This window comes from Pseudomonas sp. MWU12-2020, from assembly GCF_023100605.1.
Classification (GTDB): Bacteria; Pseudomonadota; Gammaproteobacteria; order Pseudomonadales; family Pseudomonadaceae; genus Aquipseudomonas; species Aquipseudomonas fluorescens_H.
In genome coordinates this window covers 589,266-614,826 of the sequence record NZ_JALMEX010000002.1, presented here as the reverse complement: position 1 = coordinate 614,826, position 25,561 = coordinate 589,266, and the positions used below count along the sequence as shown (strand labels likewise).

Annotated in this window: 21 protein-coding genes; 12 read left to right on the top strand and 9 right to left on the bottom strand. The window is 61.5% G+C overall.

Going from position 1 to position 25,561, the window contains the following annotated elements:
* Positions 1-2 precede the first annotated feature (2 nt).
* Positions 3-398: a DUF4280 domain-containing protein gene (locus M0814_RS06915; protein WP_003224052.1), complete on the bottom strand. Its 396-nt coding sequence runs from the start codon at positions 396-398 to the stop codon at positions 3-5.
* A 190-nt stretch (positions 399-588) separates the two neighbouring features.
* On the opposite strand from M0814_RS06915, the gene M0814_RS06910 reads away from it, so the two are divergent.
* Together M0814_RS06910 and M0814_RS06905 are read left to right on the top strand one after the other, a co-directional pair.
* Positions 589-1,656: a phosphotransferase family protein gene (locus tag M0814_RS06910; protein WP_103484642.1), complete on the top strand. Its 1,068-nt coding sequence runs from the start codon at positions 589-591 to the stop codon at positions 1,654-1,656.
* A gap of 22 nt (positions 1,657-1,678) precedes the next feature.
* Positions 1,679-2,446: an SDR family oxidoreductase gene (locus M0814_RS06905; protein WP_007965755.1), complete on the top strand. Its 768-nt coding sequence runs from the start codon at positions 1,679-1,681 to the stop codon at positions 2,444-2,446.
* A 1,234-nt stretch (positions 2,447-3,680) separates the two neighbouring features.
* On the opposite strand, the gene M0814_RS06900 is transcribed toward M0814_RS06905, so the two are convergent.
* From M0814_RS06900 to M0814_RS06880, 5 genes are all read right to left on the bottom strand, one after another.
* Positions 3,681-3,938 carry a DUF1652 domain-containing protein gene (locus M0814_RS06900; RefSeq protein WP_003224047.1) on the bottom strand — a complete coding sequence of 86 codons (258 nt, stop codon included), beginning with the start codon at positions 3,936-3,938 and terminating at the stop codon, positions 3,681-3,683.
* A gap of 134 nt (positions 3,939-4,072) precedes the next feature.
* Complete coding sequence (locus tag M0814_RS06895) at positions 4,073-5,569, bottom strand: helix-turn-helix transcriptional regulator (RefSeq protein ID WP_103486201.1); 1,497 nt, start codon at positions 5,567-5,569, stop codon at positions 4,073-4,075.
* Between the two features lie 188 nt (positions 5,570-5,757).
* Positions 5,758-6,651, bottom strand: a complete 894-nt coding sequence (locus tag M0814_RS06890; protein ID WP_103484650.1) for a LysR substrate-binding domain-containing protein — start codon at positions 6,649-6,651, stop codon at positions 5,758-5,760.
* Positions 6,652-6,656: 5 nt separating this feature from the next.
* Positions 6,657-8,870 (bottom strand): molybdopterin cofactor-binding domain-containing protein, encoded by a 2,214-nt coding sequence (locus M0814_RS06885; RefSeq protein WP_103484651.1) that lies wholly within the window; start codon positions 8,868-8,870, stop codon positions 6,657-6,659.
* Positions 8,870-9,334 carry a (2Fe-2S)-binding protein gene (locus M0814_RS06880; RefSeq protein WP_041073291.1) on the bottom strand — a complete coding sequence of 155 codons (465 nt, stop codon included), beginning with the start codon at positions 9,332-9,334 and terminating at the stop codon, positions 8,870-8,872. Before M0814_RS06880 ends, M0814_RS06885 begins: the two co-directional genes overlap by 1 nt.
* 118 nt (positions 9,335-9,452) lie before the next feature.
* Here M0814_RS06880 and M0814_RS06875 point away from each other — a divergent pair, with 118 nt between their 5' ends.
* The 9 genes from M0814_RS06875 to M0814_RS06835 all read left to right on the top strand — a co-directional run bounded on the left by M0814_RS06875 (position 9,453) and on the right by M0814_RS06835 (position 19,423).
* Positions 9,453-10,343 (top strand): LysR substrate-binding domain-containing protein, encoded by an 891-nt coding sequence (locus M0814_RS06875; RefSeq protein ID WP_045122397.1) that lies wholly within the window; start codon positions 9,453-9,455, stop codon positions 10,341-10,343.
* 336 nt (positions 10,344-10,679) lie between these two features.
* Entirely contained in the window at positions 10,680-11,609 is a 930-nt protein-coding gene (locus M0814_RS06870; protein WP_003224039.1) for an amidohydrolase family protein, read from the top strand.
* Between the two features lie 4 nt (positions 11,610-11,613).
* Positions 11,614-12,519 carry an amidohydrolase family protein gene (locus M0814_RS06865; RefSeq protein WP_003224037.1) on the top strand — a complete coding sequence of 302 codons (906 nt, stop codon included), beginning with the start codon at positions 11,614-11,616 and terminating at the stop codon, positions 12,517-12,519.
* Positions 12,520-12,828: 309 nt separating this feature from the next.
* Positions 12,829-14,214, top strand: a complete 1,386-nt coding sequence (locus M0814_RS06860) for a UbiD family decarboxylase (protein ID WP_103484652.1) — start codon at positions 12,829-12,831, stop codon at positions 14,212-14,214.
* Entirely contained in the window at positions 14,211-14,855 is a 645-nt protein-coding gene (locus M0814_RS06855; RefSeq protein ID WP_103484653.1) for a UbiX family flavin prenyltransferase, read from the top strand. Before M0814_RS06860 ends, M0814_RS06855 begins: the two co-directional genes overlap by 4 nt.
* A 102-nt stretch (positions 14,856-14,957) precedes the next feature.
* Positions 14,958-15,998 carry a GTP-binding protein gene (locus tag M0814_RS06850; protein WP_103484654.1) on the top strand — a complete coding sequence of 347 codons (1,041 nt, stop codon included), beginning with the start codon at positions 14,958-14,960 and terminating at the stop codon, positions 15,996-15,998.
* 242 nt (positions 15,999-16,240) lie between these two features.
* The gene (locus tag M0814_RS06845; protein ID WP_103484655.1) at positions 16,241-17,596 is read left to right on the top strand and encodes a nucleobase:cation symporter-2 family protein; all 1,356 of its coding nucleotides are present in this window, start codon (positions 16,241-16,243) and stop codon (positions 17,594-17,596) included.
* 13 nt (positions 17,597-17,609) lie between these two features.
* Positions 17,610-18,998, top strand: a complete 1,389-nt coding sequence (locus tag M0814_RS06840) for an amidohydrolase family protein (protein ID WP_103484656.1) — start codon at positions 17,610-17,612, stop codon at positions 18,996-18,998.
* A gap of 215 nt (positions 18,999-19,213) precedes the next feature.
* Positions 19,214-19,423, top strand: a complete 210-nt coding sequence (locus M0814_RS06835) for a hypothetical protein (protein WP_003224027.1) — start codon at positions 19,214-19,216, stop codon at positions 19,421-19,423.
* An 8-nt stretch (positions 19,424-19,431) separates the two neighbouring features.
* Here the strand turns inward: M0814_RS06835 and M0814_RS06830 are convergent, their stop codons facing one another.
* The 3 genes from M0814_RS06830 to M0814_RS06820 form a co-directional block, all read right to left on the bottom strand.
* Positions 19,432-20,349 (bottom strand): DHH family phosphoesterase, encoded by a 918-nt coding sequence (locus M0814_RS06830; protein WP_103484657.1) that lies wholly within the window; start codon positions 20,347-20,349, stop codon positions 19,432-19,434.
* A 126-nt stretch (positions 20,350-20,475) separates the two neighbouring features.
* Positions 20,476-21,759 (bottom strand): Zn-dependent hydrolase, encoded by a 1,284-nt coding sequence (locus M0814_RS06825; protein WP_103484658.1) that lies wholly within the window; start codon positions 21,757-21,759, stop codon positions 20,476-20,478.
* Between the two features lie 141 nt (positions 21,760-21,900).
* A complete protein-coding gene (locus M0814_RS06820) occupies positions 21,901-23,385 on the bottom strand; it encodes an NCS1 family nucleobase:cation symporter-1 (RefSeq protein ID WP_103484660.1) in 1,485 nt (494 codons plus the stop codon).
* 625 nt (positions 23,386-24,010) lie between these two features.
* On the opposite strand from M0814_RS06820, the gene hydA reads away from it, so the two are divergent.
* Positions 24,011-25,450, top strand: coding sequence for a dihydropyrimidinase (hydA, locus tag M0814_RS06815; protein ID WP_103484661.1), 1,440 nt, complete (start codon positions 24,011-24,013; stop codon positions 25,448-25,450).
* Positions 25,451-25,561 lie beyond the last annotated feature (111 nt).

Below are 25,561 nucleotides of genomic sequence, written 5' to 3'. Positions count from 1 at the left end.
ACTCAAGGAATGAGCATCTGCATCTGCCCCGGCATCGCAATCTTGATCACCCCCGCCCAATTGCACATCAGGGTGCTGTTGGCATCGATCGCCGGCATCCCGCCGAGCAACAGGGTCGGTGCGCCGCCGGGAATCCACGGTGTGGCCGTTGCCGGAATGCACGGCATCGGCGTCAAAACGCCCAGTGCGGCGGCGGTCGCGGCCGCCACCATCGGATTGGCCATGCTCATGCACACACCGAACGGCATGATATTGACCAGCGGGATGTGATCCATGATGTTCGCCGCCGGCATCCCGCCGGTCAGCGTGCGGTTGACCGGCAGCACGTTAAGCACCGCCGGCGCGGCGCCGAAACTGCATTGCAGGGTGGCACTGGCACAGACTTGCGGGCAGCCCATTTCAAAGCTCCTTGCTGGACACGGCATACCCGCTCAACCTTAGTCGCCCACAGCCCGCCGCGCACATTCCCAAAGGTGATTATCCTGCAACACGCTAACCTATAAGACCGACCCGCGCTTGTGAGCACCCGAGCGCACCATTAGATTAGCCAATGATGTCTGGCCTCCAAAATAAGCAGAAGGGATAAGCATGGCGCTTACTGACCAGTCCACCCGGATCCGCGATGGCGAAGAACTCGATGCCAGCCTGATCGATCCGTATCTCAAGGCGCACATTCCGGGCCTGACCGGCACACCGCAGATCAGCCAGTTTCCTGGCGGTGCGTCGAACCTGACCTACCTTCTGGAATACCCGCAGCAGGAATTCGTCCTGCGCCGGCCGCCGTTCGGCCACAAGGCCAAATCCGCCCACGACATGGGCCGCGAATTCCGCATCCTCAATCAACTGCGCGACGGTTTTCCGTACTGCCCGAAAGCCTACGTGCACTGCACCGACGAGTCGGTGATCGGTGCCGAGTTCTATGTGATGGAGCGAGTCAAGGGCATCATCCTGCGCTCCGACCTGCCGCCGGAACTGGGCCTCGATGCGGCGAAAACCGAAGCGCTGTGCAAGAGCTTCATCGACCGCTTTGTTGAGCTGCATCGGGTTGACTACAACGCCTGCGGCCTCGGCGATCTGGGCAAGCCGGAAGGCTACGTCGCCCGCCAGATCAAGGGCTGGAGCGAGCGCTACGAAAAAGCCCTGACCCCGGACGCGCCGCACTGGGAGAAAGTCAAAGCCTGGCTCAACGACAAGATGCCGGCCGACCATCCGACGTCGAGCATCGTCCACAACGACTATCGCTTCGACAACGTGATCCTCGACCCGAACAACCCGATGCAGATCATCGGCGTGCTCGACTGGGAACTGACCACCCTCGGCGATCCGCTGATGGACCTGGGCAACACCCTCGCCTACTGGATTCAGGCTGATGATCCGGCGCCCGTGCAACTGATGCGCCGCCAGCCGAGCCACGCCCCGGGCATGCTGACCCGCCGCGAGTTCGTCGATTACTACGCCGAACGCTCGGGCATCCAGATCGACAATTTCGACTTCTACTACACCTACGGCCTGTTCCGCCTGGCCGGCATCGTGCAGCAGATCTACTACCGCTTCTACCACGGCCAGACCCAGGACAAACGCTTCGCGCAGTTCATTCACATGAACAAACTGCTGGAGCAGATGAGCCTGCAGGTCATTGCGAAATCGAGCCTCTGACGGCCCACACCAAGGAACCCTTATGTCCAAGACTCAGTTGTTCGACCTCGACGGCAAAATCGCATTCGTCTCCGGCGCCAGCCGTGGCATCGGTGAAGCCATCGCCAAACTGTTGGCCCAGCAAGGCGCCCACGTGATCGTCTCGAGCCGCAAGCTCGAAGGCTGCCAGCACGTCGCCGACGCGATCATCGCCGCCGGCGGCAAAGCCACCGCCGTGGCTTGCCATATCGGTGAAATGGAACAGATCAGCCAGGTGTTCGCCGGGATCAAGGAACAGTTCGGCCGCCTCGACATTCTGGTGAACAACGCTGCGACCAACCCGCAGTTCTGCAACGTGCTGGACACCGATCTGGGCGCATTCCAGAAGACCGTCGATGTGAACATTCGCGGCTACTTCTTCATGTCGGTGGAAGCCGGCAAGCTGATGCGCGAAAACGGTGGCGGCAGCATCATCAACGTCGCGTCGATCAACGGGATTTCACCGGGCGTGTTCCAGGGCATCTATTCGGTGACCAAAGCAGCGGTGATCAACATGACCAAGGTCTTCGCCAAGGAATGCGCGCAGTTCGGCATCCGCTGCAACGCCCTGCTGCCGGGCCTGACCGACACCAAGTTCGCTTCGGCGCTGGTGAAGAACGACGCAATCCTCAAGCAGGCGCTGACGCAGATCCCGCTCAAGCGCGTGGCCGACCCGAGTGAAATGGCTGGTGCGGTGCTGTACCTGGCGAGCGACGCATCAAGCTACACCACCGGGGTTTCGCTGAATGTGGATGGCGGGTTCCTGTCCTGATCTCTCTGACAAATGATTAACCCTGTGGGAGCGGGCTTGCTCGCGAAGGCGGAGTGTCAGGCAGCATTGCCTTGAATGACACACCGCCTTCGCGAGCAAGCCCGCTCCCACAGGGGTTATCTGTAAGACAGTGACGTTGGGTAATTGCCTGACAAAGTGCACCGGCAAGCCCCCCACAGCACTACTGCGTGACACAACGAGTGGTGGTGATATGGCGAGTAACCTGCTCGTCAACGTACATATCGCCAGACACCTGAGTGTTTTCCAGAGTCTGACAGGTACGCACCGGCGGTGGCGGCGGTGCAGCAGGAGGAGGTGGCGGAGGACTGGCACAGCCGCTTAACAGCGCGACAGAGAAAGCCAGCGACAACGGCAGATACACGCGTTTCCCAGGATTATTCATAGGACGACCCGCGATGAATGGAAGAGCCACTTCCGCAATCGCGCACGAATACCACGCATGACGGAAGACCTGACCACTCATTCTTTATAGCCGACCACCCTGTAAGCGCCAGTGAAATGGAGGGGGATAAGGGAATTGGCTGTCGATTTTGCGGGGAGGAAAATCTGTGTGGGAGGGGTACATCAACAAGATTTTTTTTGACTGGAAGGCCGCCATCGCTGGCAAGCCAGCTCCCACAGGGGTTGAGTACTCCTGACTGAAATGGGTCAGCTGTCAGGCCGCCTTCGCGAGCAAGCCCGCTCCCACATTTGGACTGAGTGCATTCAGTTTGAGATTGGCCGGCTGTCAGGCCGCCATCGCTGGCAGGCCAGCTCCCACAGTTGCGCCGGGTGCATCCGCAAGAGATTGGTCGGCTGTCAGGCCGCCATCGCCAGCAGGCTGGCTCCTACAATTCAGAGAGCGTGCACCCCATGCGGCGCAGCCGCCCCACTCAACACAATGAGCGTTAGCTCGAGTACCGCTTTTGATTTTGATCTAAGGGCCCGTCGGCAGGCTGAGTGGAGGGATTTATCCGGGGGTGGGAGCGCAGCGACCGTTTGGCGCAGCCAAACACAGCGAGAGGAGGTGCAGCGAAGCAAACCGTAGGCGCTGCCCCCCGGATGAATCCCGCAGCGAAGGAACCCGAGCCTAGGCGAGGGCCGAACGTCAGGGCATAGACCTTTTGGTTACTTTTGGGGCGTTTGCCAAAAGTGACCCGCCGTAAGGGCGGAACCCTAAGCAGCCATAACCGCAGCAACGGATATACACCCAAAACAAACCAACACCAAAACCCTAGGCCATATCCGGATCCCGAGCCGCCCGCAAAGAATTACTCTCCAACTCATACCGCAACTCATCAATCAACGCCGCCACAGCCTCCGGCGTACGCAACGCATTGAGCTTCAACCCGCTGATCACCAGATCCACCTGCCCCGAACCCGGGTGATACAACTTCACCGTCAGCGAATGATCCCCATCCACTGAACACTCGCACGCCAATGGCGAAAAACTCTGTTCGAGGCTGGCGCGCAACTGCGCAAGATTCATCATGGAGCCTGTTCCTTAAGCTGTTTCGAAGGGAGACGATCCCAAGCCAACAGGCTCGTATCGCACGCCACCAGACTAAGAACTGCCCCACCGCACCAGAACCTGCATTTGCACCGTATCGGCTAGTGCATTTGCACCTACCGCTGGCCCTTCGTGCCGCGCTCGCCAGAAAACAGACCACGCTCCCGTGCCCAGACAATCGCCTCGCTGCGACTGTGCACATCGAGCTTGGAATACACGGTCGCCACATGATTGCGCACGGTATTCGGCGCCAGTTTCAGGCGTGCGGCAATCTCCTTGTCGGCCAACCCTTCGCAGATCAGCCCCAGCACGTCACGCTCGCGCGCCGTCAGGTCAGTGAACGACACGCTCGGCAGTTGCGGCGAGTTGACCTTCTTCACGTTGGCCAGTTTTTCGATCAGCGTCCGGCTGAACCACGAAGCATCTTTCATCACCTCTTCAATCGCCGCCACCAACTCCAATTCCGTGCGCTTGCGCTCGGTGATGTCCATCAGCACCAGCAGATAGCACGGAGTGTCCTGAATATTCACGGTGTCGGCGGACACCGCGCACTCCAGCAGCTCTGCATCCTTCTTGCGCACCCGGACGTCGACCCGATCGATCCGACCGCTTTTCGACAAGGCAGTCAGCAGCCGGGCCCGCGCGCCATCGTCGTCGATGAAATGCAGTTGGGTCACGGTTTTGCCCACCACCTCATCGCTGTCATAGGCGAGGGTGTCGAGGAACGCCTGATTGACATCGATCACCTTCTGCTCCTCGGCCGTGCAGATCAGAATCGGCACCGGGGTCAGGCGGAACGCCTTGGCGAAGCGTTCCTCACTCTGACGCAGCGCGACTTCCGCCTTGTGGCGCAGCTCCATATCGACAAAGGAAAACAGCATGCAATCCTCATCATTGAGCACCAACGGCTGCCCAGCAACGATCACTTGCTTGCTGCCGCCATCGGGCAGGCGCAGTTGCGCCTGCATTTGCGGAATGGTCGCCACATCGCGCAGGCGCTGAATCGCCAGATCCCTTTGCTCGGCCTGCTCGAAAATATCGATTTCATAGGCCGAGGTGCCGATCACCTGGTCGCGGGTATAACCGGTCATCTCCAGGAAACCCGGATTGACCTTGATGTAGCGCAAATCGCTGAGGCGGCAGATCACCGCCGGCGCCGGGTTGGCGTTGAAAGTTTTTTCAAAGCGCTGCTCGGCATTGGCCCAATCGGTGACGTCGCTCATGATCAGCACCAGCGACTCCGGCTGCCCTTCGCGGTCGGTCAGGATCATGCTGCGCACGTTGTGCACCCATACGTGCTCGGGATCGTCCACGGCAGACACCTCGATCAGCACGTCGTTGAAGGCTTCGCAGCGCGCCGCGCGGCTGATCGGGTAATTTTCCGGGGGCACCGTATGATTGTTGCGATAGCGCAGGCTGAAGCGCTTGGCGTACTCATCGGCATTAGTGCCCAGCTCACCGATCCGGCTGACACCGTGCATGGCCAGCGCCGCCTCGTTGGCCCAGAGGATGCTCTGATCGAGCTCCAACAGAATCACCCCGTCGGACAGCCCGGCAATGATCTGCTGCAACTGGCGACGATTGGTTTCGCGGGTCAGGACTTCCTGGCTCATTGGATCTCCACAGGGAATGCGCGTGTGAAGATTACGACCGCAGGCGTTCGTGATCGTGCCGAACATAAATTCCCGCACCACCACTACCCCCCTGTGGGAGCGGGCTTGCTCGCGAAGGCGGTGTGTCATTCAACTGATTTTTAACTGACACTCCGCCTTCGCGAGCAAGCCCGCTCCCACGGGGGGGATTAGCGTTGGCCGGAGGTTTCCACCAACTCGCGCAACGTATCGAGAAACAACCTGAGCACCGGCGAAGCATCGTCAGCGCGATAAGTCGCATACAAAGGCACCTCCGGCAGCGCCGGCGTCAGCTTGCGAAACACCAGCCCCGCCGGGGCCAACTGCTCGATCGAGGCCGGCAGCAGCGCCACCCCGAAACCCGCGCGCACCAGGCTGAGCAGCGTCTGCACCTCGATCACCTGCTGGCGGATCTGCGGGGTGAACCCGGCCTGGATGCAGCACTGATAAAGGAAATTGGCAAACCGCGACTGCTTCAGCTCCAGCGCGACAAACGGCTCCTGCGCCAGATCCGCGGGGGCCAGCACCTCGCGACCGGCCAGCGGATGATCGGCCGGCATCACCACATGGATCGGCTCGTAGATCAGCAACTCATTGCGCAGCAACGGATCGTCATAACCGACGCGAAACACGCAGGCGTCGATACGCTTTTCCTTCAACGCCTTGACCTGTGCCGCCGGAGTCATTTCATGCAGCCGCCAGTTCACCTGCGGATAGCGCTCACGAAACAGATGCAACGCCGTGGGCAGCACGCCGACCATCACCGAACTGATCATGCCGATTTCCAACTCGCCGAGCTGCCCGCGCCCGGTCTGGCGGGTCAGGTCCAGCGCCCGTTCCAGCTGTTCGAACACCAGCGGCGCCTGCTCCTTGAGCATCTGCCCCGCCGCTGTCAGCTCGACCCGGTGATGGCTGCGCTCGAACAACGGCGTGCCCAGCTCCTCCTCCAGCAGGCGAATCTGCTGGCTCAGCGGCGGCTGGCAGATGTGCAAACGCTCCGCCGCCCGACCGAAATGCAGCTCATCGGCCAGGGCCATGAAATACCGCAGCAGGCGCAGGTCCATGGCGCCTACCCCAGACTCAGCGGTGTCGAACGCTGGCGCACGCCGGTCAGCGCAAACAACGCGTTGGCAATCGCTGGCGCCACTGACGGACTGCCCAGCTCGCCAACGCCACCGGGTTTGCCTGGCTCACCATCCATCACCACGATGTCGGTGGCCGGCATGTCCGACATGCGGGTTACGCGGTAGTCGTGGAAATTGCTCTGCACCACCCTGCCCTGCTGGATATCGAGCCGGTCAAACAGTGCATGGCCCAGGCCCCACATCAGTCCTCCGTAGATCTGCTCCTCGACCCCGCCCGGCGACACCGCCAGACCGCAATCGACCACACAGGTCAGCTTCTCGACTTTCGACTTACCATCGACCGTCGCGACCCGCGCCACCACCGCGATAAAACTGGTGTAACCCTGATGGGTCGCAATGCCCAACGCAGTGCCGGGCGGTAACGGCTGGCCCCATCCGGCGCGTTCGGCAACCTGTTTGAGCACCGCCACATGCCGTGGCCGCTCCTGCATGTTGGCCAGGCGGAACGCCAGCGGATCCGCGCCTGCCGCATGCGCCAACTCGTCCATGAAGCTCTCGACGGCGAACACGTTGGGGATGAAGCTCACCGAGCGATACCAGCCGCTGGGCACATGGCTTTCGTGCTTGACCCAGTTCAGCTCCAGATGCGGCGGACGATAGGCGAAGTCCCACGCGGTGATCGCTTCGGTGGTGCTGTAATCCATGTGATCCGGGCGTTCGAAGTAGCCCGGCTCCCACTGCTCCGGCGAGGCGGGTGATACCGCGTGCAGTTGCAGCGCAGCGAGGTTGCCCTGGGCATCCAACGCGCCTTTGACCCGGTGCAGTGTGGCTGGGTGATTGAACAGTGCGTGCATCTCGTCTTCACGACTGTTGAGCAACTTCACCGGTACCCCGGTTTGCTGCGCCAGATACGCCACCTCGAACAACCAGTATTTGGCTTCCCGCGCACCGAAACTGCCGCCGGATACCAGTTCATTGATGGTGACTTTGTCCTTGGCGATGCCACACACGGTTTGCGCGGCTTCCAGCGCTGACGACGGCACCTGCACGCCGCCCCAATAGGTGATTGCGTTGTCCTGCACTTGCGCGGTGATGCAGATCGGTTCCAGCGGGTTCTGCACCTTGTACGGCATGCGGTAATCGGCTTCGATCAGCTTCGCCGCGTGCGGCCATTGCGCGCCGACATCGCCATGCGTCATGGCCGTGATGGTCTGGCTTTTCGGATCGGTAATAGCAGCCGCTTGAGCCTTGGCCAGTTCCGCGCTGTCGAACCCGGCCAGTGGCGAATCACTCCACTTGACCTCCAACACTTTACGACCCTGCTGCGCCGCCCAGAACGTCTCGGCCAGCACCGCAACGCCTTCCAGATTGCCGCCGAGCACGTCCGGGCGCCCGGGGACTGCAATCACCTTGCGCACGCCCGGCACCTGCAATGCCGCCGCCGAATCCACGCTGACGACTTTCGCCCCGACCACCGGCGCGCGCTGAATCACCGCCACCAGCATCCCCGGCAACTGCACGTCGATGCTGTACTTGAACCGTCCGCAAACCTTGGCCGCGGCATCACGCTTGTGCCGCAGTTTGCCGATGTATTTGAACTGCGCCGGATCCTTCAGCCTGACGTGGGCCGGTGCCGGCAGACGCGCTGCCACCCCGACCAGGTCGCCGTAGCCGAGGCTGCGTTTGCTGGACAGATGAACCACCCGACCTTCTTCGGTGCTGCAGCTGTCGGGGCTGACTGTCCAGTGCTTCGCCGCAGCGGCGATCAACAACGCCCGCGCTGTGGCCCCGGCCATGCGCAAGCGCTCGTATTCCAGCGAAACACTGGTGCTGCCGCCGGTGGAGAAGACTTTCCAGATCGGGTGAATGTAGGTCTCGAAGAACGGATCTTCCGGGGTGATCACCTGCACGGTCATCGGGTTCACATCCAGCTCCTCGGCCACACACGCAGCCAGTGCGGTTTGCGTGCCGGTGCCGGAATCGTGCTTGTGCACCACCAGTTTTACCGTGCCGTCGGGGAAGATCCGCACCCAGGCGTTGGGCTCGAATTCGGTGGCCGGCGCCAGGTTTTTCGGGTCGCTGGCGGCGCTGCCGGATGGCAGGTACAAGGCAATCGCCAGGCCCGAAGCGACCGTCGCTGCCTGCTTGAGAAACACCCGGCGTGACGGTTCGATCAAGGTGTCGTCGCGCAGGCTCATCACGCCTCCTTCGGCGCGTTCGCCGCACGTTTGATCGCTTTGTTGATCCGCCCGTAAGTGCCGCAACGGCAGATATTCCCCGACATCGCATTGCGGATCGAATCGTCGGTCACCGCCGCTCCCGTGTTGAGCAAGGCTGCCGCCGACATGATCTGCCCGGATTGACAGTAGCCGCATTGCGGCACATCTTCGGCGACCCAGGCCAGTTGCAGCGGATGACTTTCGCTCGGTGACAGACCTTCGATGGTGGTGATGCTGTGGCCCGCAACGGCGGCCAGCGGCAACTGGCAGGAACGCACCGCGACGCCGTCCAGGTGCACGGTGCAGGCACCGCACAGGCCCATGCCGCAGCCGAATTTGGTGCCGGTGAGTTTCAGTTGATCACGCAGTACCCATAACAAGGGCATGGAGGGGGACGCTTCATCCAGCTCGCGTCGTTCGCCGTTTACCGTGAATGCGATCATTGTCAGGCTCCAAAAGAGCGGCCCGTCTTTGTGCGGGCCTGGTGACCGATTATTGGAAGCCCACGCAACACGCGGCCAGCGACGATTTCTGCCAACCGGTGTAAGCAGGACTAACAACATGTACAAGCGATACCCGTCGGTGCAGTCCATGAGCGCGTTCATCCACGCAGCGCGCAGTGGCAGTTTCTCCAGCGCGGCGCGCAAGCTCGACTTGACGCACAGCGCGATCAGCCAGCAAATCCGCGCGCTCGAAGAATTCATCGGCCAGCCACTGTTCGTGCGTGAAGGCGGCGGCAGCAACCTGACCGATGCCGGGCAGTTGTTTGCCAGCGTGCTGGCGGATGGTCTGGCGCAAATCGATCGAGCGCTGTCCTCGGTGAAAAACCGCAGCGTGGCGCAACGCCTGACATTGGACGTCGACAGCGAACTGGCACAGAGCTGGCTCAATCCGCGCCTGCCGGAATTGCTCGACGGACTGCCGGATTACGAGGTGACGCTGCTGTCGATGCCGCGCAGTGATCGCGGCAGCTTCGAGCGGGTCGATCTGGCGTTGCGTTACGGCTATGGCGATTGGGATGACTGCGAGATGACGCAGATCTGCGGCGATCGGGTGTTGGCCGTGGCTTCGCCGGCGCTGCTTGAGCGCTATGGTCTGCAGTTACCGCTGAGCCCGGAGCAGATTCTGCAGTTGCCACTGTTGGGGTATACGCGAAGGTCGTGGATTCCGTGGCTGGATGCGGCCGGGATGCCGCCGGTAGAGCCAGCGGCGCGGGTGATTTTCGATAATGCGGCGAACCTGATTGCGGCTGCCGAAGCCGGGGTGGGCGCCGGGCTGGTGCGCGGATTGCTGGCTGCCGATGCGTTGCGCAGTGGACGGCTGGTGGCGTTGAACGAGGCGCAGATTGCTGCGCATTACAACCTCTACGCGGTGTGGCCGCATGGGCAGGCCGAGCGCGTGGCGCCGGTGGTTGAGGTGATCAGGCAGTTGGCTGCGCGTACACAGTCCTGACGCCTTCGCGAGCAAGCCCGCTCCCACAGTGATCGAGTTGTTAATCCAATCTTTGTAACGACACAAAACCTGTGGGAGCTGGCTTGCCAGCGAAGGGGTCGGCACAACCACCGCAAAAACCAAACCATATCGCCCAAGTATCACCACCGCGCCCAATTAATATTGTACGAACCCCTCCGCCCTTTCCAATACTCGCCCTCAGCAACCACCCACCCGGGCCGGATGCGAACAGGCGAGGGAATGCGCGAGTGCTGCGCATAGAAATGGCCGATAGCCCGGGGCGTGGATGCCGAGAGCCGCAAGGCTCCCTTCCCCGCTATCAGGAGATCGACTTCAATGATCATCGATATCAGCTGCTATCCCACGGATCTCGTGGACCTCGCCTGGAGGCATGACGGTGACCCGTTCACCGGCGAGCGTCTGCTGGAGATGATGGATGGCCCGTACATGGTCAACGGCAAACCTCGCCGTATCGACAAAGCCTTCATCCAGCCGCCGCAGGGCAACACCATTTACACCTGGACCGACGGCGAACTCTCGGGCCGTGAATCCATCGACGCCTACATGGCCTACACCCTGAAAATGGTGCAGACCTACCCTGATCGTTTCATCGGCTGCTTCGTCTACAACCCGCGCTGCGGTGTGGAAAACGGCGTCGAGGCGATCGAGCGCTACGTCAAGCAACACGGTTTCAAGATGGTGCAGATGCAGGCCAACATGCACGCCTACCGCCCTGATCGTGCACTGGACTGGGTGCGCCCGTGCTTCGAGAAATGCGCCGAGCTGGGTATTCCGGTCAAGCTGCATACCGGTGACGGGCCGTACAGCATCCCGTCGGAATGGGTGCCGATGATCAAGGAATTCCCCAACGTGAATTTCATCATGGCCCACTTCGGCGTGCAGACCGGCGGGGTCTACGTGTTCGAACCGATGCAATGGGCGATGGAACTGCCCAACGTTTACTGCGAATCCGGCTGGTGCCTGCAATCGCGGATCGTCGAGTTCGCCAAGGTCCTGCCAACGCACAAGATTCTCTTCGGCACCGACACTCCGCCGAACGAACCGGGCATGTGGCTGCGCCTGCTCGAAGTGTTGTGCCACGAGCCGCCGCAGGGCCTCAACCTCGACGAAGACACCCTCGAGGAGTACCTGGGCAACAACACCGCGCGGATGATCGGCCTCGAGCCAACCGCACCGCCGCGTTCCGTTTCCGAAGCAGAGGCGCAGCTCAAGCGCCCCGTCACCACGCAACTGGCCAGGAGCTGAACCGATGATCATCGACACCCATCTGCACCCCACCAACCTGGTCGACGAGGCCTGGCGCCACACCGGCGAACCGTTCACCGGCGAGCGCATGCTCAAGCTGATGGACGGCCCGTACATGATCAACGGCAAACCGCGCCGCATCGACATGGGCTTCATCCAGCCGCCACCGGGCAACACCGGCTATCGCGACGGCAACCGCCGTGGCCGCGAGGGCGTGCGTGACTACATGTCGTACGTCGCCGAGCTGTGCGTGAAGTACCCGGATCGCTTCATCGGCAACTTCAACTTCAACCCACGCTGGGGACCGGAAAACGGTGCGGCGGAGCTGGAATTCCACATCAAGGAATACGGCTTCAAGATGCTCAAGCTGCACGCCAACATGCACGGCTATCGCCCGGACCGGGCACTGGACTGGTTGCGCCCGGCAATGAAAGTCTGTGCCAAGTACAACATCGTGGTGCTGATCCATACGGGCGATGGCCCGTACACCATTCCGACGATGTTTTACCCGATCATCCGCGAGTTCCCGATGGTCAATTTCATCATTGGCCACTTCGGCATCCAGACCGGCGGCAACTACTCGTTCGAGGCGTTCTGGATGGCGATGGACACGCCGAACGTGTACTGCGAATCCGGCTGGTGCTTCCAGTCGCGGATCGTCGAATTCGCCAAGGAACTGCCGCGCAACAAGATCGTGTTCGGCACCGACTCGCCGCCGAACGAACCGGGCATGTGGCTAAGGGAGCTTGAGGTGCTGTGCTCACCGGCACCGCAAGGGCTGGGCATCGATGAGGATCATCTGGAGGACTACCTGGGCAACAACATCGCCCGGTTGTGCGGGATCGAACCGACACCACCGCCGAAGGATCTGGTTGAGGCGGATATTCGTCTGACCACGACGTACCTCTAGGCAACGCTGATCCCTGGGACACAAGGTAACCCTGTGGTGAGGGGATTCATCCCCGATGGGCTGCGCAGCGGCCCCAAAACCTGCAACCGCGTTGTATCAGGCAGACCGCGCTGACTGGTTTACGACTGCTTCGCAGCCGATCGGGGATGAATCCCCTCGCCACAAATGTCACCCACAAGGCAACACTGCAACAACACAGCGACTTTACAGGCACGAAGATGACCCGTCGTTCCCTCGACCGGCAGGCCAACGGCTGCTCGATCGAACGCCCTCTCACCCCTGCGTGCCTGCTTTTTACGAGGTGAAACCATGACCCGTTCGACGCTCGGCGACACGCAGGATTTTCACGTTTTCATCGACGCCTATCGCCGTGAGTACCCGGACGATGTGCTGACCATCACCCAAGCGCTTTCTGCCGATCAGGACGTCACTGCCCTGGTCGATGCCCTCGCCGCACAGGGCCGCGATCCGTTGCTGATCTGCGAAAACGTCGGCGGCCTCAAGGTGCCGGTGGCGACCAATCTGTTCGCCTCCCGCACCCGTATTGCCCGGTTGTTCGACGTCACCCCGGCGCAATTGCACGAAACTTTCCAGAGCCGCGCCAACCAGCCCGTCGCCCCGCGCTACGTGGCAACCGGCCCGGTGCTTGATGAAGTGTTCGAAGGCGAAGCCGTGGATCTGGCGCTGCTGCCGATGCTCAAGCACTTCGACAGCGATCGCGGGCCGTACATCACCAACGCGATCATCATCGCCGAGGACCCGCTGACCGGCATCGCCAACATGAGTTACCACCGCTCGATGCGCCACGCCCGGCAGTCCCTGGCGACCAGCCTGCACTCGCGCGGACACCTGTGGCGGATGCTGCAGACCGCCCGTGAACGCGGTGAAGAACTGCGCGTGGCGATGGTGGTCGGCGCACATCCGCTGTTCATGCTCGCGGCGGCGGCTCGCTTGCCTTATGGCAGCGATGAACGCGCCGTCGCCGGCGGCTTGTTCGGCGCGCCGCTGGAACTGGTCAAGACCCCGCGCTACGGCATTGGCGTACCGGCATACGCGGAGTTCGTCCTCGAAGGTGCCATCGATCCGACGGCCTACGCCGAGGAAGGCCCGTTCGGCGAATTCAGCGGTTACTCCTCGGATCGCTCGACCAACAACGTGCTGCGCGTCGACACCCTGTTACGGCGCAAGGACGCCTGGCTGGTGGACGTCATGGGCGGCCGCTACGCCGAACACCTGACCCTCGCGCGGCTACCGCGCGAAGCGGAAATGAGCGAAAAACTCAAGGCGCGCTTCCCTGCCGTCACCGCCGTGCATTACCCGAATTCCGGCACGCACTTTCATTGCTATGTGGCGCTGGATCAGAGCCGCGACGGCGAAGCGCGGCAGATCATGCTCGCCCTGCTCGGCTGGGACCCGTACCTGAAAAGCGTGATCGCGGTGGACAGCGATATCGACATCACCGACGACAGCCAGGTGTTGTGGGCGCTGGCCACGCATTTCCAGCCGCATCTGGATATTTTCGTGATCGACGGTTTGCCCGGCAGCCCACTGGATCCGTCGTCCTCGGTCAACGGCACCACTTCGCGCATGGGCCTGGACGCCACCCGTGGCTCGGGCTTCGACGGGATCAAGGCGCAGCTCGATCAGGACGTGCTCAAACGTGCGCGGCAATTGCTCAAAGGGCTGGCATCGTGAACCGCCAGCGGCTGGTGGTTGGCATCAGCGGCGCGTCCGGCTTCATCTACGGCGTGCGCCTGCTGCAATTGCTCGCCGAACTGGACATCGAAAGCCACCTGATCATCAGCCGTGCCGCGCTGCTGACCATGGCCCATGAAACCGACTACAAACTGGCCGAGGTCACCGCGCTCGCCAGCCAGTACCACCGCGCCGATGACGTCGCCGCCGGGATCGCCAGCGGTTCGTTTCGCTGCCTGGGCATGGTGGTCGCGCCATGTTCGATGCGCACGCTGGCGGAGATCGCCACCGGCACTTCGTCCGGGCTGATCGGCCGCGCCGCCGACGTCACACTCAAGGAACGCCGCACGCTGGTGCTGATGGCCCGCGAAACGCCGCTGACCCTCGCCCACCTGCGCAACATGACCGCCGTCACCGAGATGGGCGGGATCATCGCCCCGCCAGTGCCGGCGTTTTATGCCCGGCCCGAAAGCCTTGCACAGATGGTCGATCACAGCCTCGGCAGAGTGCTCGACCTGTTCGGCCTCGATGCCGGGGTTGCCACCCGCTGGAAAGAACACCGAGAACCCAATGTGGAAATGAATACCTGTGGTGAGGGGATTTATCCCCGACCGACTGCGCAGCAGTCGCAAAACCTGTGAATGAGGTTTTCCTGACACAGCGCAATTGCAGATTTTGGGGCCGCTTCGCGACCCATCGGGGATAAATCCCCTCGCCACAAACGCCAATCAAAGGAGCTCCAGATGAACACCCCCTTCAACGCCCCAACCCCCAACACCAAAATCCCCGTGACCATCCTCACCGGCTTCCTCGGTGCCGGCAAAACCACCCTGCTCAACTACATCCTCAAGGAAAACCACGGGCGCAAGATTGCCGTGATCGAAAACGAGTTCGGCGAGGTCGGGATCGACGGCGATCTGGTGCTCAGCTCCGAGACCGAAGAAATCTACGAGATGGTCAACGGCTGCGTGTGCTGTACCGCCGAAGTTCGCGAGGATCTGGTGCGCATCGTCCGCGAGCTGGTGGCGCGTCCGGTGCGCCTCGATCACATCCTGATCGAGACCAGCGGTCTGGCCGATCCGTACCCGGTGGCGCAGAGCTTTTTCATCAATGACCCGATTGCCGAGGAAGTCGAACTCGATGCGATCGTGACCATGGTCGACGCCAAGCACATCGCCCAGCACCTGGAAGATCTGCAACTGGATGGCGTCGATAATCAGGCGGTGGATCAGATCGTCTGCGCCGACCGCATCGTCATCAACAAGGTCGATCTGGTCAGCAGCGACGAGGTGGAAATCCTGCGCAGCAAGATCCGTGGCTTGAACGCCACGGCGGATCTGGTGACCTCCACTCATGCACAGATCGACCTGACGAAAATCCTCGGCATCGGCGCGTTCGAGTGCACGCAGAAGCTCATGGAAATCGGCGCTGAACCTGAGCATCACGACCATGAACACCACCATGAACAAGCCGACCATGAACACGACCCCAGCGTGTCATCGGTGGGCATCGCCGTCGACGGCGCGGTCGACCTGATGGCGTTCCATCGCTGGATCAGCGAGCTGCGCTCCTCGCAGGCCGACAACCTCTATCGGATGAAAGGCGTGCTCGCCGTGGCCAACGAAGACCAACGCTACGTGCTGCAAGGCGTGCACAGCCTGGTGGAGTTTCGCGCCTCGACCGCGTGGGGCACGGAGCCTCGCTCGAGCAAGATCGTGTTCATCGGCCGCGACCTGGATCGCGCGGCGCTGAACCAGGGCTTTGCCGCCTGCCTGGCAGGCTGAACAAGGCATCGGAGCCGGTGGATGGCGGCTTCGCAGCACGAATGACTGATGCCGTTTTTTGAACAACACAACACCTGTGGGAGCGGGCTTGCTCGCGAAAGCGGTGGGTCATTGAACAATGATGTCAACTGACACACCGCTTTCGCGAGCAAGCCCGCTCCCACAAGGATTGCGGTGCCTCTAAGACAGCATCAGACGAATACCCCTCTGTACCGAATAACAACAGCTAGAGGTGATTCCCCATGTCGTCAGCCACTCCTTCCTCCACCGTGCACCCCGTCGACCGCGTTCTGCCGGTGCGACAGATGCTCACCCTCGGCCTGCAACACATGGCCGTCTCGTACATCGGCGCCATCGCCGTGCCGTTGATTGTCGCCAGTGCCCTGAAAATGTCCCACGCCGACACCGTAGTGCTGATCAGCACCACGCTGTTCTGCTCCGGCATCGCCACCCTTTTGCAAACCGTCGGCTTATGGAAATTCGGCGTGCGTCTGCCGATTCTGCAAGGCGTGGCGTTCAGCAGCGTCGGCCCGGTGATTGCCATCGGCAGCAACCCCGACGTGGGATTTGCCGGGGTTTGCGGGGCGGTGATCGGTGCCGGGATCTTCACCATGCTGATGGCGCCGTTCGTGGGCCGATTGCGGCGGTTTTTCCCGCCGGTGGTCACCGGCTGCATCGTCACGGTGATTGGTTTGCAGCTGTTCCCGATCGCCTATGAATGGGTCGGTGGCGGACGCAACGCGAGCAACTTCGGCGCCCCGGCATTTCTCGCGGTGGCGGTGGTGGTGCTGCTGACCATTCTGCTGGTCAATCGCTATGGCAGTCCGCTGCTGCGCAACATGGCGGTGCTGGTGGGCATGCTGGTCGGCGCCGGTCTGGCTTACGGTCTGGGCATGGGCAACTTTCACAGCGTCGAAGAGGCGCCGTGGCTGACCGTGCCCTACCCGTTTTACTTCGGTTTGCCGACTTTCAGCCTGATCCCCATCGCGACCATGGTGGTGGTGATGATCGTGCAGATGGTCGAGTCGATGGGGCTGTTCGTGGCCATCGGCGACATCGTCGACAAACCGGTGGAAGACAAGCAGGTAATCAACGGCCTGCGCGCCAATGGCCTGGCCAGCACCATCGCCGGGATGTTCGCCGCATTCCCGTTCATCGCCTTCATGGAAAACGTCGGTCTGGTGATCCTGACCGGCGTGCGCAGCCGCTGGGTGGTCGCCGTCAGTGGCCTGCTGATGTGTTCGATTGCGCTGGTGCCCAAGGCCGGGGCGATCATCGCTTCGATGCCGACCGCGGCGTTGGGCGGCGCCGGCATTGCGATGTTCGGCGTGGTCGCGGCGGCGGGGATTCAGACCCTGGCCAAGGTCGATTACGAGCGCAATCGCTTCAACGTACTGATCGTCGGTTTCACCATCGCCGCCGCGCTGGTACCGGTGCTCGCACCCACCCTGTTCAAACAAATGCCCGAGTGGTCACAGCCGTTCCTGCACAGCAGCGTGGTCATCGCCTGCCTGGTGTCGGTGCTGCTCAACGCGGCGCTCAACGGCGTCAGCGTGCCAGAAACCACACCCGGCAAATCCGCCTCGCACATTCTCTGACTGGAGCCTGCCCATGACTCGACTTCAAAACATCCTGATCAAAAACCCGGTCGCAGTGATGACCGGGCTGCGCGGCCCGCGTGCCCGGGCCGGCGCAGTGGACATTCGTGTGGTCAACGGACGCATCGCCGAGATGGCCGCCGACCTCCAAGCGCAACCCGGCGAGCGGGTGATCGATGCGCGCAACGGCGTGGTCTATCCGGGCTGGATCAACACCCACCACCACCTGTTCCAGAACCTGCTCAAAGCCGTGCCCGAAGGCTTGAATCAGGACCTGCAAGGCTGGCTGGCGAGCGTGCCCTACCCGCGCCTGAACCGCTTCACCCCGCAACTCGCGCGGATCGCCGCCCGTCTGGGCATGGTCGAGTTGCTCCTGTCTGGGGTGACGACGTGCGCCGATCACCACTATCTCTACCACGCCCACGGCAGCACCGAGACTGGGGATTTGCTGTTCGATCTGGCCGACGAGTTCGGCCTGCGCTTTGTGTTGTGTCGCGGTGGCGCACTGGAGTCCGCCAGCGCCCACCCGGGCTTCTCGAAAACCGCGCTGCAACCGGAAAGCCTCGAACAAATGGTCGGCGACATCGAACGGCTGAAATCGCTGTATCACCAGGACACCCCGGACGCCCGGCGCCGGGTGGTCGTCGCCCCCACCACGCCAACCTTTTCGCTGCCGCCGACCCTGCTGCGCGAATTGGCGCACACCGCCCGCGGCCTCGGCTTGCGTCTGCACACGCACCTGTCGGAAACGCAGAACTATGTGAATTTCTGCCGCGACAAGTACAACTGCCTGCCGGTGGAATTCGTCGCCGAACACGAATGGCTCGGCCCCGACGTCTGGTTTGCCCATGCCGTGCACCTGCAACCCGGCGAAATCCGCATGCTCGCCCAGACCGGCACCGGCGTCTCGCACTGCCCGGTGAGTAATGCTCGCCTCGGCAGCGGCGTCGCGCCGGTGCCGCAAATGTACGAGGCCGGCGTGCCGATCTCCCTCGGCGTCGACGGCGTGGCGTCCAACGAATCCGGAAGCATGGTCGGCGAAACCAACACCGCGTGGCTGATCCACCGCGCCGAACAGGGCGCCTCAGCGACCACCGTCGAAGACGTGATCCACTGGGGCACGGCGGGCGGTGCGCAGGTATTGGGATTGGGCGCGGTCGGTACGCTGGAGGTCGGGCAAGCGGCGGATCTGGTGATCTACAGCCTTGATCACCCACGCTTCTTCGGCTTCCACGACAGTGCGGTCGCACCGGTGGTGGCGGGTGAGCCGATCAGCGTGAAGTACAGCCTGGTGGGTGGCCGGATCGTGGTCGATAACGGCGTGATTCCGGGGCTGGATATCGAACGGATGCGCGCCGAGGCGTGGGAAGGTGTGCAGGCGATGATGAATATCGACGATTGACCCGCAGGCGATGCAAAACCTGTAGGAGTGAGCCTGCTCGCGATAGCGATGTGTCAGCTGTCATTTGCGCTACTGACGCACCGCTATCGCGAGCAGGCTCACTCCTACAGGGAACAACACCACATTCGCGGACTCGGGGTTTGTCGACTAAGGTTACTCCCTCATCGGATTGAGCCCCTGCCAGCTCCACCGGGCTCTTGATCAAGGAGAGACTGATGACGTCGCGTCGCAACATCGAACAGACTTATCGCACCTGGTCCAGCCCCATCCTGCTGGAGTTGAAAAAGCGCGAACACCAAATGGCGCCGGTCGAGCGTCAGGCACTGGAGAATGTTTTGGTCGAACGAAGGTTGCTGGATGTCGGCAACCCCAACGGCCCCGACAGACGCCAGGGCACAGCGGGCAAGAATGACCGGCCCGGTTGATCAGCGCATCAGAGCGGCTTGAGGTTCAGCCCCAGTTTCAGCAGTTCCTTGCGCAGCATCGACGGTTTCACAACTGCCATCCCTGCCTGCCATTGCAGTGGCAACAACCGATCCAGCTTCTGCTGGCTGAGCAGCGGCTCAGCCAGCAAACAACTCTTGCCGTCACGGATGCTGATGACGTTCAGCAACCAGTCATCGCCCTGCCCGACCATCCAGCCGCCGATCTCGTTGCGATGTTTGTGAAGCAACGCATCGGCGTCCCACACCGTCATCTGTGCGAAGACCTGCGGCAGGTTGCTGTCCGGTTTGAAGCGTTTCAGATCCGCCGCCAACGCGGTCTGCAGGTCTGCTTCGATGGCGGCCTGACATTCGAGGAAATACTGCTCGGGCCAGTTTGCCGGCAGATTCGCCCGCTGCATTAATGCCTCATAAGCTTCAATATCCGCCTCAGAGGTCATCTGCCCGGTGAGGTTAAGCGTGTTATCGAGGATTGCCGTGGCCAGCAATTTCGCGCTTTGCTCGCTGATTCGCGAGAGCAGACCCGCAGCTTGCCAACGCTGAAAAACCAGCGTCGCCGCTGCACCAATCGGGCGGATGTCGGCGGCGGAACCCAGTCGCTCTGCCCAGTACGGCTCGTAACCGGGATGATGATCGATGACCTCGACCACTTGGTCGAGCACCACCAGCGGGTCGAAGTGGTGATAGTCGGACACATCGACCAACACGAATTCGTCGTTTGCTTGCGGCGTGTAACGCTGAAAAGCAGCGCCCCAACTCAGAACGGTCGGCGACACGCTGCTGTTGGGCGTTGCGCTGCTGACCGCGCGGGCGGGACTGCCTTGCAGGTTGAGCAATTCTGCGTAGGCGATGCAGCAGGCGTAGGCGTCGATGTCCAGATAGGAGGCGCCGGAGGTGATGATTTTCATGGGGCACAAACGTCGCACATTTCCATGACATTGGGGTGACATAAAAAGATCGCAGCCTTCGGCAGCTCCTACAGGTTGAATGCAATCCAACTGTAGGAGCTGCCGCAGGCTGCGATCTTTTGATCTTCAGGCCGCGGCTTTACCAGCGGCCACCATCGCCGAAGCCGCGAGCATCGCCCGCAACAACACCGCACAGCCGGCCGCCAGATCGTCCGGCGCGGCGTTTTCGATTTCGTTGTGGCTGATCCCGCCCTCGCACGGTACGAAGATCATTCCCGCCGGGCCGAGTTCGGCGAGGAAGATTGCGTCGTGTCCCGCGCCGCTGACGATGTCCATGTGCGACAGGCCCAGGCCTTGCGCCGCGCCGCGCACGGCTTCGACGCAGCCTTTTTCGAAGTACAGCGGCGGGAAGTCGGCAGTCGGCGTTAGTTCATAGGTCAATCCGTGCTCTTCGCAAGTGGCGTCGATGACTTGCTTCACCTCGGCGATCATCGAATCGAGTCGTTCCGGTTGCAGATGCCGGAAGTCGAGGGTCATGCGCACTTCGCCGGGGATGACGTTGCGCGAGCCGGGATAGGCTTGCAGGCAACCGACGGTGCCGCAGGCATGGGGTTGGTGGCCGAGGGCCGCGCGGTTGACCGCACCGACGATCACCGAGGCGCCGACCAGGGCGTCCTTGCGCAGGTGCATCGGGGTTGGCCCGGCGTGGGCTTCGACGCCGCGCAGTTTCAGGTCGAACCATTTTTGCCCGAGAGCGCCGAGTACCACGCCGATGGTTTTCTGCTCGTCTTCGAGGATCGGGCCTTGCTCGATGTGTGCCTCGAAATAGGCACCCACCTTGTGCCCGCTGACTTTGCGTGGTCCGGCATAGCCGATGGCATTCAGGGCTTCGCCGACGGTGACGCCTTCGGCATCGACCTTGGCCAGGGTTTCTTCGAGGGTGAATTTTTCCGCGAACACCCCGGAGCCCATCATGCACGGAGCAAAGCGCGAGCCTTCTTCGTTGGTCCAGACCACCACTTCCAGCGGTGCTTCGGTCTCCACGCCGAGGTCATTGAGGGTGCGCAGCACTTCGACCCCGGCGAGCACGCCGAAGCAGCCGTCGAACTTGCCGCCGGTGGGCTGGGTGTCGATGTGGCTGCCGGTCATCACTGGCGGCAGGTTCGGATTGCGTCCCGGGCGACGGGCGAAGATATTGCCGACTTCATCCACCGTGACGCTGCACCCGGCGTCCTTGCACCATTGCACAAACAGGTCGCGGGCCTGGCGGTCGAGGTCGGTCAGGGCCAGGCGACAGACCCCGCCCTTGACCGTGGCGCCGAGCTTGGCCAGTTCCATGAGCGAGGCCCAGAGGCGGTCGCGGTTGATGTGCTGATGGGTGGATTGCAGAACGTCTACGGCTGCGTTCATGTTGATCTCCTCAGGCAGTTTTTATGAGTTTCTTCAGGCAGTTCTTGTGTGTATTTGAGGCCGTCTTCGCGAGCAAGCCCGCTCCCACATTTGGAATGCGCTCCCTTGTGGGAGCGGGCTTGCTCGCGAAGGGGCCATCCCTCACACCGAAGATTTCACAACAGACGGGCTGCTTCGCATCGAACACAACCCGTAATAAATGACCCCACCCAGCGCCGAGCCGGTAAACCAGCCATAGCTGTAGAACCAGCTGAACGCATCGCTGCCCAACGACAGCAAGGTCAGCACCACCGGCACGCCAAACGCGGTAAAACCGGCCCAGTTCCACGCCGGATACACGTCGTCGCGATACAACCCGGCCAGGTCCAGTTGCTGTTTCTTGATCAGGAAATAGTCCACCACCATGATCCCGGCAATCGGCCCGAGCAGGCTCGAATAACCCAGCAGCCAGTTGGAATACACGGTTTCCAGGCTGACATCGGAAACGATCAGGCCCAACTTTTTCAGCAACTCGTGAGCCATCAGCGCCAACCCGACGAAGCCTGTAAGCAACACCGCTTTGGTGCGATTGATCACCTTGGGCGCGATGTTCTGGAAATCATTGGTCGGCGAAACGATGTTCGCGGCGGTGTTGGTCGACAGCGTGGCGATGATGATCAGCGCCATGGCTAACGCGACCCACATCGGGCTCTGGATATGGCCGATCAGACTGACCGGATCCGACACCGTAATGCCGACCAGTTTCACCGAAGCGGCGGTCATCACCACCCCCAGCGAAGCGAACAGAAACATGGTCAGCGGCAGGCCGAAAATCTGCCCGAGGATCTGGTCTTTCTGGCTCTTGGCGTAACGGCTGAAGTCGGGAATGTTCAGCGACAGCGTGGCCCAGAAACCAACCATCGCGGTCAGCCCGGCAGCGAAGTAACTGACCACACTGGCGCCTTCCGGACGTTTCGGTGGAATCGCCAGCAACTCGGTCATCGACACATTGGGCATGGCCCACACCAGCAGACCGATGCCGACTGCCACCAACAACGGCGCAGACAGGGTTTCCAGCCACTTGATCGACTCGGCGCCGCGGATCACCACCCACAGGTTCAGCGACCAGAAAATCATGAAACCGATCACCTCGCCGGTTCCGCCGAGGGATTTCCAGCCGTCGAAGATCGAGCCGAGAAACAGGTGAATCGCCAATCCGCCAAACATCGTCTGAATCCCGAACCAGCCGCACGCCACCAGCGCGCGAATCAGACACGGCACGTTGGAGCCAAGCACGCCGAACGACGAGCGCAGCAGCACCGGGAATGGAATGCCGTACTTGGTGCCGGGAAAGGCATTGAGCGTCAACGGGATCAGCACGATGACGTTGGCCAGCAGAATCGCCATCAGCGCTTCACCAACGGTAAGGCCGAAATAGGCGGTGAGCACCCCGCCGAGGGTGTAGGTCGGCACGCACACCGACATGCCGATCCACAGCGCGGTGATGTGCCATTTGTTCCAGGTTCGTTCGCGCACCTTGGTCGGTGCCATGTCGTGGTTGTAACGGGGACTGTCGAGGACGTCGCTGCCGGCTTCGAGTTCGAACAAGCCGTCGCGCTCGGTCACTTGCGATCTGTTCTGTTGCATGGCCGCTCCACTGTTCTTCTGATTATTTTTTTTGCTCATCAGACGGCTGCACACCAAGGTGCGAACCGGACGATGGCCGGAGGAACTGACAACTTTCTTGCACCGGCCAGGGTGTCAGCGGCGGCATCAATAAACGTGCCGGATGCCCCGCTTACGCATCGGGCCGTGGTTCAAACGCATTGCAACTTTCTGATATGTCACGGTTTTAATTATTCACCGGAAGCGTCCTCGAAAACTTGTCTGCACGCTCAGGCTAAACGTTTGCCAAGTTGTTCGAACGGTCAGGACTCAATCTGGTGCACTGCACTTTTTTTCATCACGGGCGCTCAGCCGCAGCTCAACTTCAAGCGGCTGATTTCACATAGGAAATCTTGCTCATATTTCCATCCTGTCAAGTGCGTCAAAATGGTGAACAGCCTCACCATTTTGGTGATTTGCGTTTTTTATCGTTATTTTTCATGCACTTAAAATAGCAATAAGCTTATAAAAAATAATCTTGATCAATTGCAAAACTGCGACTAGCTTCTATTCCTGACAGCGCTGACAGGAATACGCCGATCAGCGTTGTACATCAATAAAACATTTAGAACCGGCACAAGTCGGTCATGCCTGCGAGGAACTCGGAATGTCTCTGTTGATCCGTGGCGCCACCGTTGTTACCCATGATGAAAGTTATCGCGCCGACGTCTATTGCGCTGACGGCGTGATCAAAGCCATTGGTCAAAACCTGGATATTCCCGCCGGCGCCGAAGTGCTCGACGGCAGCGGCCAATACCTGATGCCCGGCGGCATCGATCCACACACCCACATGCAACTGCCCTTCATGGGCACCGTGGCCAGCGAAGACTTTTACAGCGGCACTGCGGCGGGTCTGGCCGGGGGCACCACGTCGATCATCGACTTCGTGATTCCCAATCCGCAGCAGTCACTGATGGAAGCGTTTCACCAGTGGCGCGGCTGGGCCGAGAAGTCTGCGTCCGACTATGGCTTCCATGTCGCGATCACCTGGTGGAGCGAACAGGTGCGTGAGGAAATGGCCGAGCTGGTCAGCCATCACGGGATCAACAGCTTCAAGCATTTCATGGCCTACAAGAACGCGATCATGGCCGCCGACGACACGCTGGTGGCGAGTTTCGAGCGCTGTCTGGAACTCGGCGCGGTGCCGACCGTGCACGCGGAAAACGGCGAGCTGGTCTATCACCTGCAACGCAAGTTGATGGCCCAGGGCATCACCGGGCCGGAGGCGCATCCATTGTCGCGGCCATCGCAGGTGGAAGGCGAAGCGGCGAGCCGGGCGATTCGCATCGCTGAAACCATCGGCACGCCGTTGTATCTGGTGCACGTCTCGACCAAGGAAGCGCTGGACGAAATCACTTACGCCCGCAGCAAGGGTCAACCGGTGTACGGCGAAGTGCTCGCCGGGCATCTGCTGCTCGACGACAGCGTCTACCAACACCCGGACTGGCAGACCGCCGCCGGTTACGTAATGAGCCCGCCGTTCCGCCCGCGCGGGCATCAGGAAGCGCTGTGGCATGGCCTGCAAAGCGGCAATCTGCACACCACCGCCACTGACCACTGCTGCTTCTGCGCCGAGCAAAAAGCCGCCGGTCGCGACGACTTCAGCAAGATCCCCAACGGCACCGCCGGCATCGAAGACCGCATGGCGGTGCTGTGGGATGAAGGGGTCAACAGCGGACGTTTGTCGATGCAGGACTTCGTCGCCCTCACCTCCACCAACACCGCGAAAATCTTCAACCTCTACCCGCGCAAAGGCGCGATCCGCGTCGGCGCCGATGCCGACCTGGTGCTGTGGGATCCGCAAGGCACCCGCACCATCTCCGCCAAGACCCACCATCAGCAGGTGGACTTCAATATCTTCGAAGGCAAGACCGTGCGCGGCGTGCCGACCCATACCGTCAGCCAGGGCAAAGTGGTCTGGGCCGACGGCGACCTGCGTGCCGAGCGCGGTGCCGGACGGTATATCGAACGGCCGGCGTATCCGGCGGTGTTTGATTTGCTGAGCAAGCGGGCTGAATTACACAAGCCCACAGCGGTTAAACGCTGAAATCGAGGCCTTCGGCCTTCGCGAGCAGGCTCGCTCCCACATTTGAAATGCATTCCCCTGTGGGAGCGAGCCTGCTCGCGAAGAGGCCGTCCCTAACGACACAAAAACCAC

Excerpts from the sequence above, each read along its gene's own strand:
- M0814_RS06915 (WP_003224052.1), bottom strand. The coding sequence starts at position 398 with ATGGGCTGCCCGCAAGTCTGTGCCAGTGCCACCCTGCAATGCAGTTTC.
- M0814_RS06910 (WP_103484642.1), top strand. The coding sequence starts at position 589 with ATGGCGCTTACTGACCAGTCCACCCGGATCCGCGATGGCGAAGAACTC.
- M0814_RS06905 (WP_007965755.1), top strand. The coding sequence starts at position 1,679 with ATGTCCAAGACTCAGTTGTTCGACCTCGACGGCAAAATCGCATTCGTC.
- M0814_RS06900 (WP_003224047.1), bottom strand. The coding sequence starts at position 3,938 with ATGATGAATCTTGCGCAGTTGCGCGCCAGCCTCGAACAGAGTTTTTCG.
- M0814_RS06895 (WP_103486201.1), bottom strand. The coding sequence starts at position 5,569 with ATGAGCCAGGAAGTCCTGACCCGCGAAACCAATCGTCGCCAGTTGCAG.
- M0814_RS06890 (WP_103484650.1), bottom strand. The coding sequence starts at position 6,651 with ATGGACCTGCGCCTGCTGCGGTATTTCATGGCCCTGGCCGATGAGCTG.
- M0814_RS06885 (WP_103484651.1), bottom strand. The coding sequence starts at position 8,870 with ATGAGCCTGCGCGACGACACCTTGATCGAACCGTCACGCCGGGTGTTT.
- M0814_RS06880 (WP_041073291.1), bottom strand. The coding sequence starts at position 9,334 with ATGATCGCATTCACGGTAAACGGCGAACGACGCGAGCTGGATGAAGCG.
- M0814_RS06875 (WP_045122397.1), top strand. The coding sequence starts at position 9,453 with ATGTACAAGCGATACCCGTCGGTGCAGTCCATGAGCGCGTTCATCCAC.
- M0814_RS06870 (WP_003224039.1), top strand. The coding sequence starts at position 10,680 with ATGATCATCGATATCAGCTGCTATCCCACGGATCTCGTGGACCTCGCC.
- M0814_RS06865 (WP_003224037.1), top strand. The coding sequence starts at position 11,614 with ATGATCATCGACACCCATCTGCACCCCACCAACCTGGTCGACGAGGCC.
- M0814_RS06860 (WP_103484652.1), top strand. The coding sequence starts at position 12,829 with ATGACCCGTTCGACGCTCGGCGACACGCAGGATTTTCACGTTTTCATC.
- M0814_RS06850 (WP_103484654.1), top strand. The coding sequence starts at position 14,958 with ATGAACACCCCCTTCAACGCCCCAACCCCCAACACCAAAATCCCCGTG.
- M0814_RS06845 (WP_103484655.1), top strand. The coding sequence starts at position 16,241 with ATGTCGTCAGCCACTCCTTCCTCCACCGTGCACCCCGTCGACCGCGTT.
- M0814_RS06840 (WP_103484656.1), top strand. The coding sequence starts at position 17,610 with ATGACTCGACTTCAAAACATCCTGATCAAAAACCCGGTCGCAGTGATG.
- M0814_RS06835 (WP_003224027.1), top strand. The coding sequence starts at position 19,214 with ATGACGTCGCGTCGCAACATCGAACAGACTTATCGCACCTGGTCCAGC.
- M0814_RS06830 (WP_103484657.1), bottom strand. The coding sequence starts at position 20,349 with ATGAAAATCATCACCTCCGGCGCCTCCTATCTGGACATCGACGCCTAC.
- M0814_RS06825 (WP_103484658.1), bottom strand. The coding sequence starts at position 21,759 with ATGAACGCAGCCGTAGACGTTCTGCAATCCACCCATCAGCACATCAAC.
- M0814_RS06820 (WP_103484660.1), bottom strand. The coding sequence starts at position 23,385 with ATGCAACAGAACAGATCGCAAGTGACCGAGCGCGACGGCTTGTTCGAA.
- hydA (WP_103484661.1), top strand. The coding sequence starts at position 24,011 with ATGTCTCTGTTGATCCGTGGCGCCACCGTTGTTACCCATGATGAAAGT.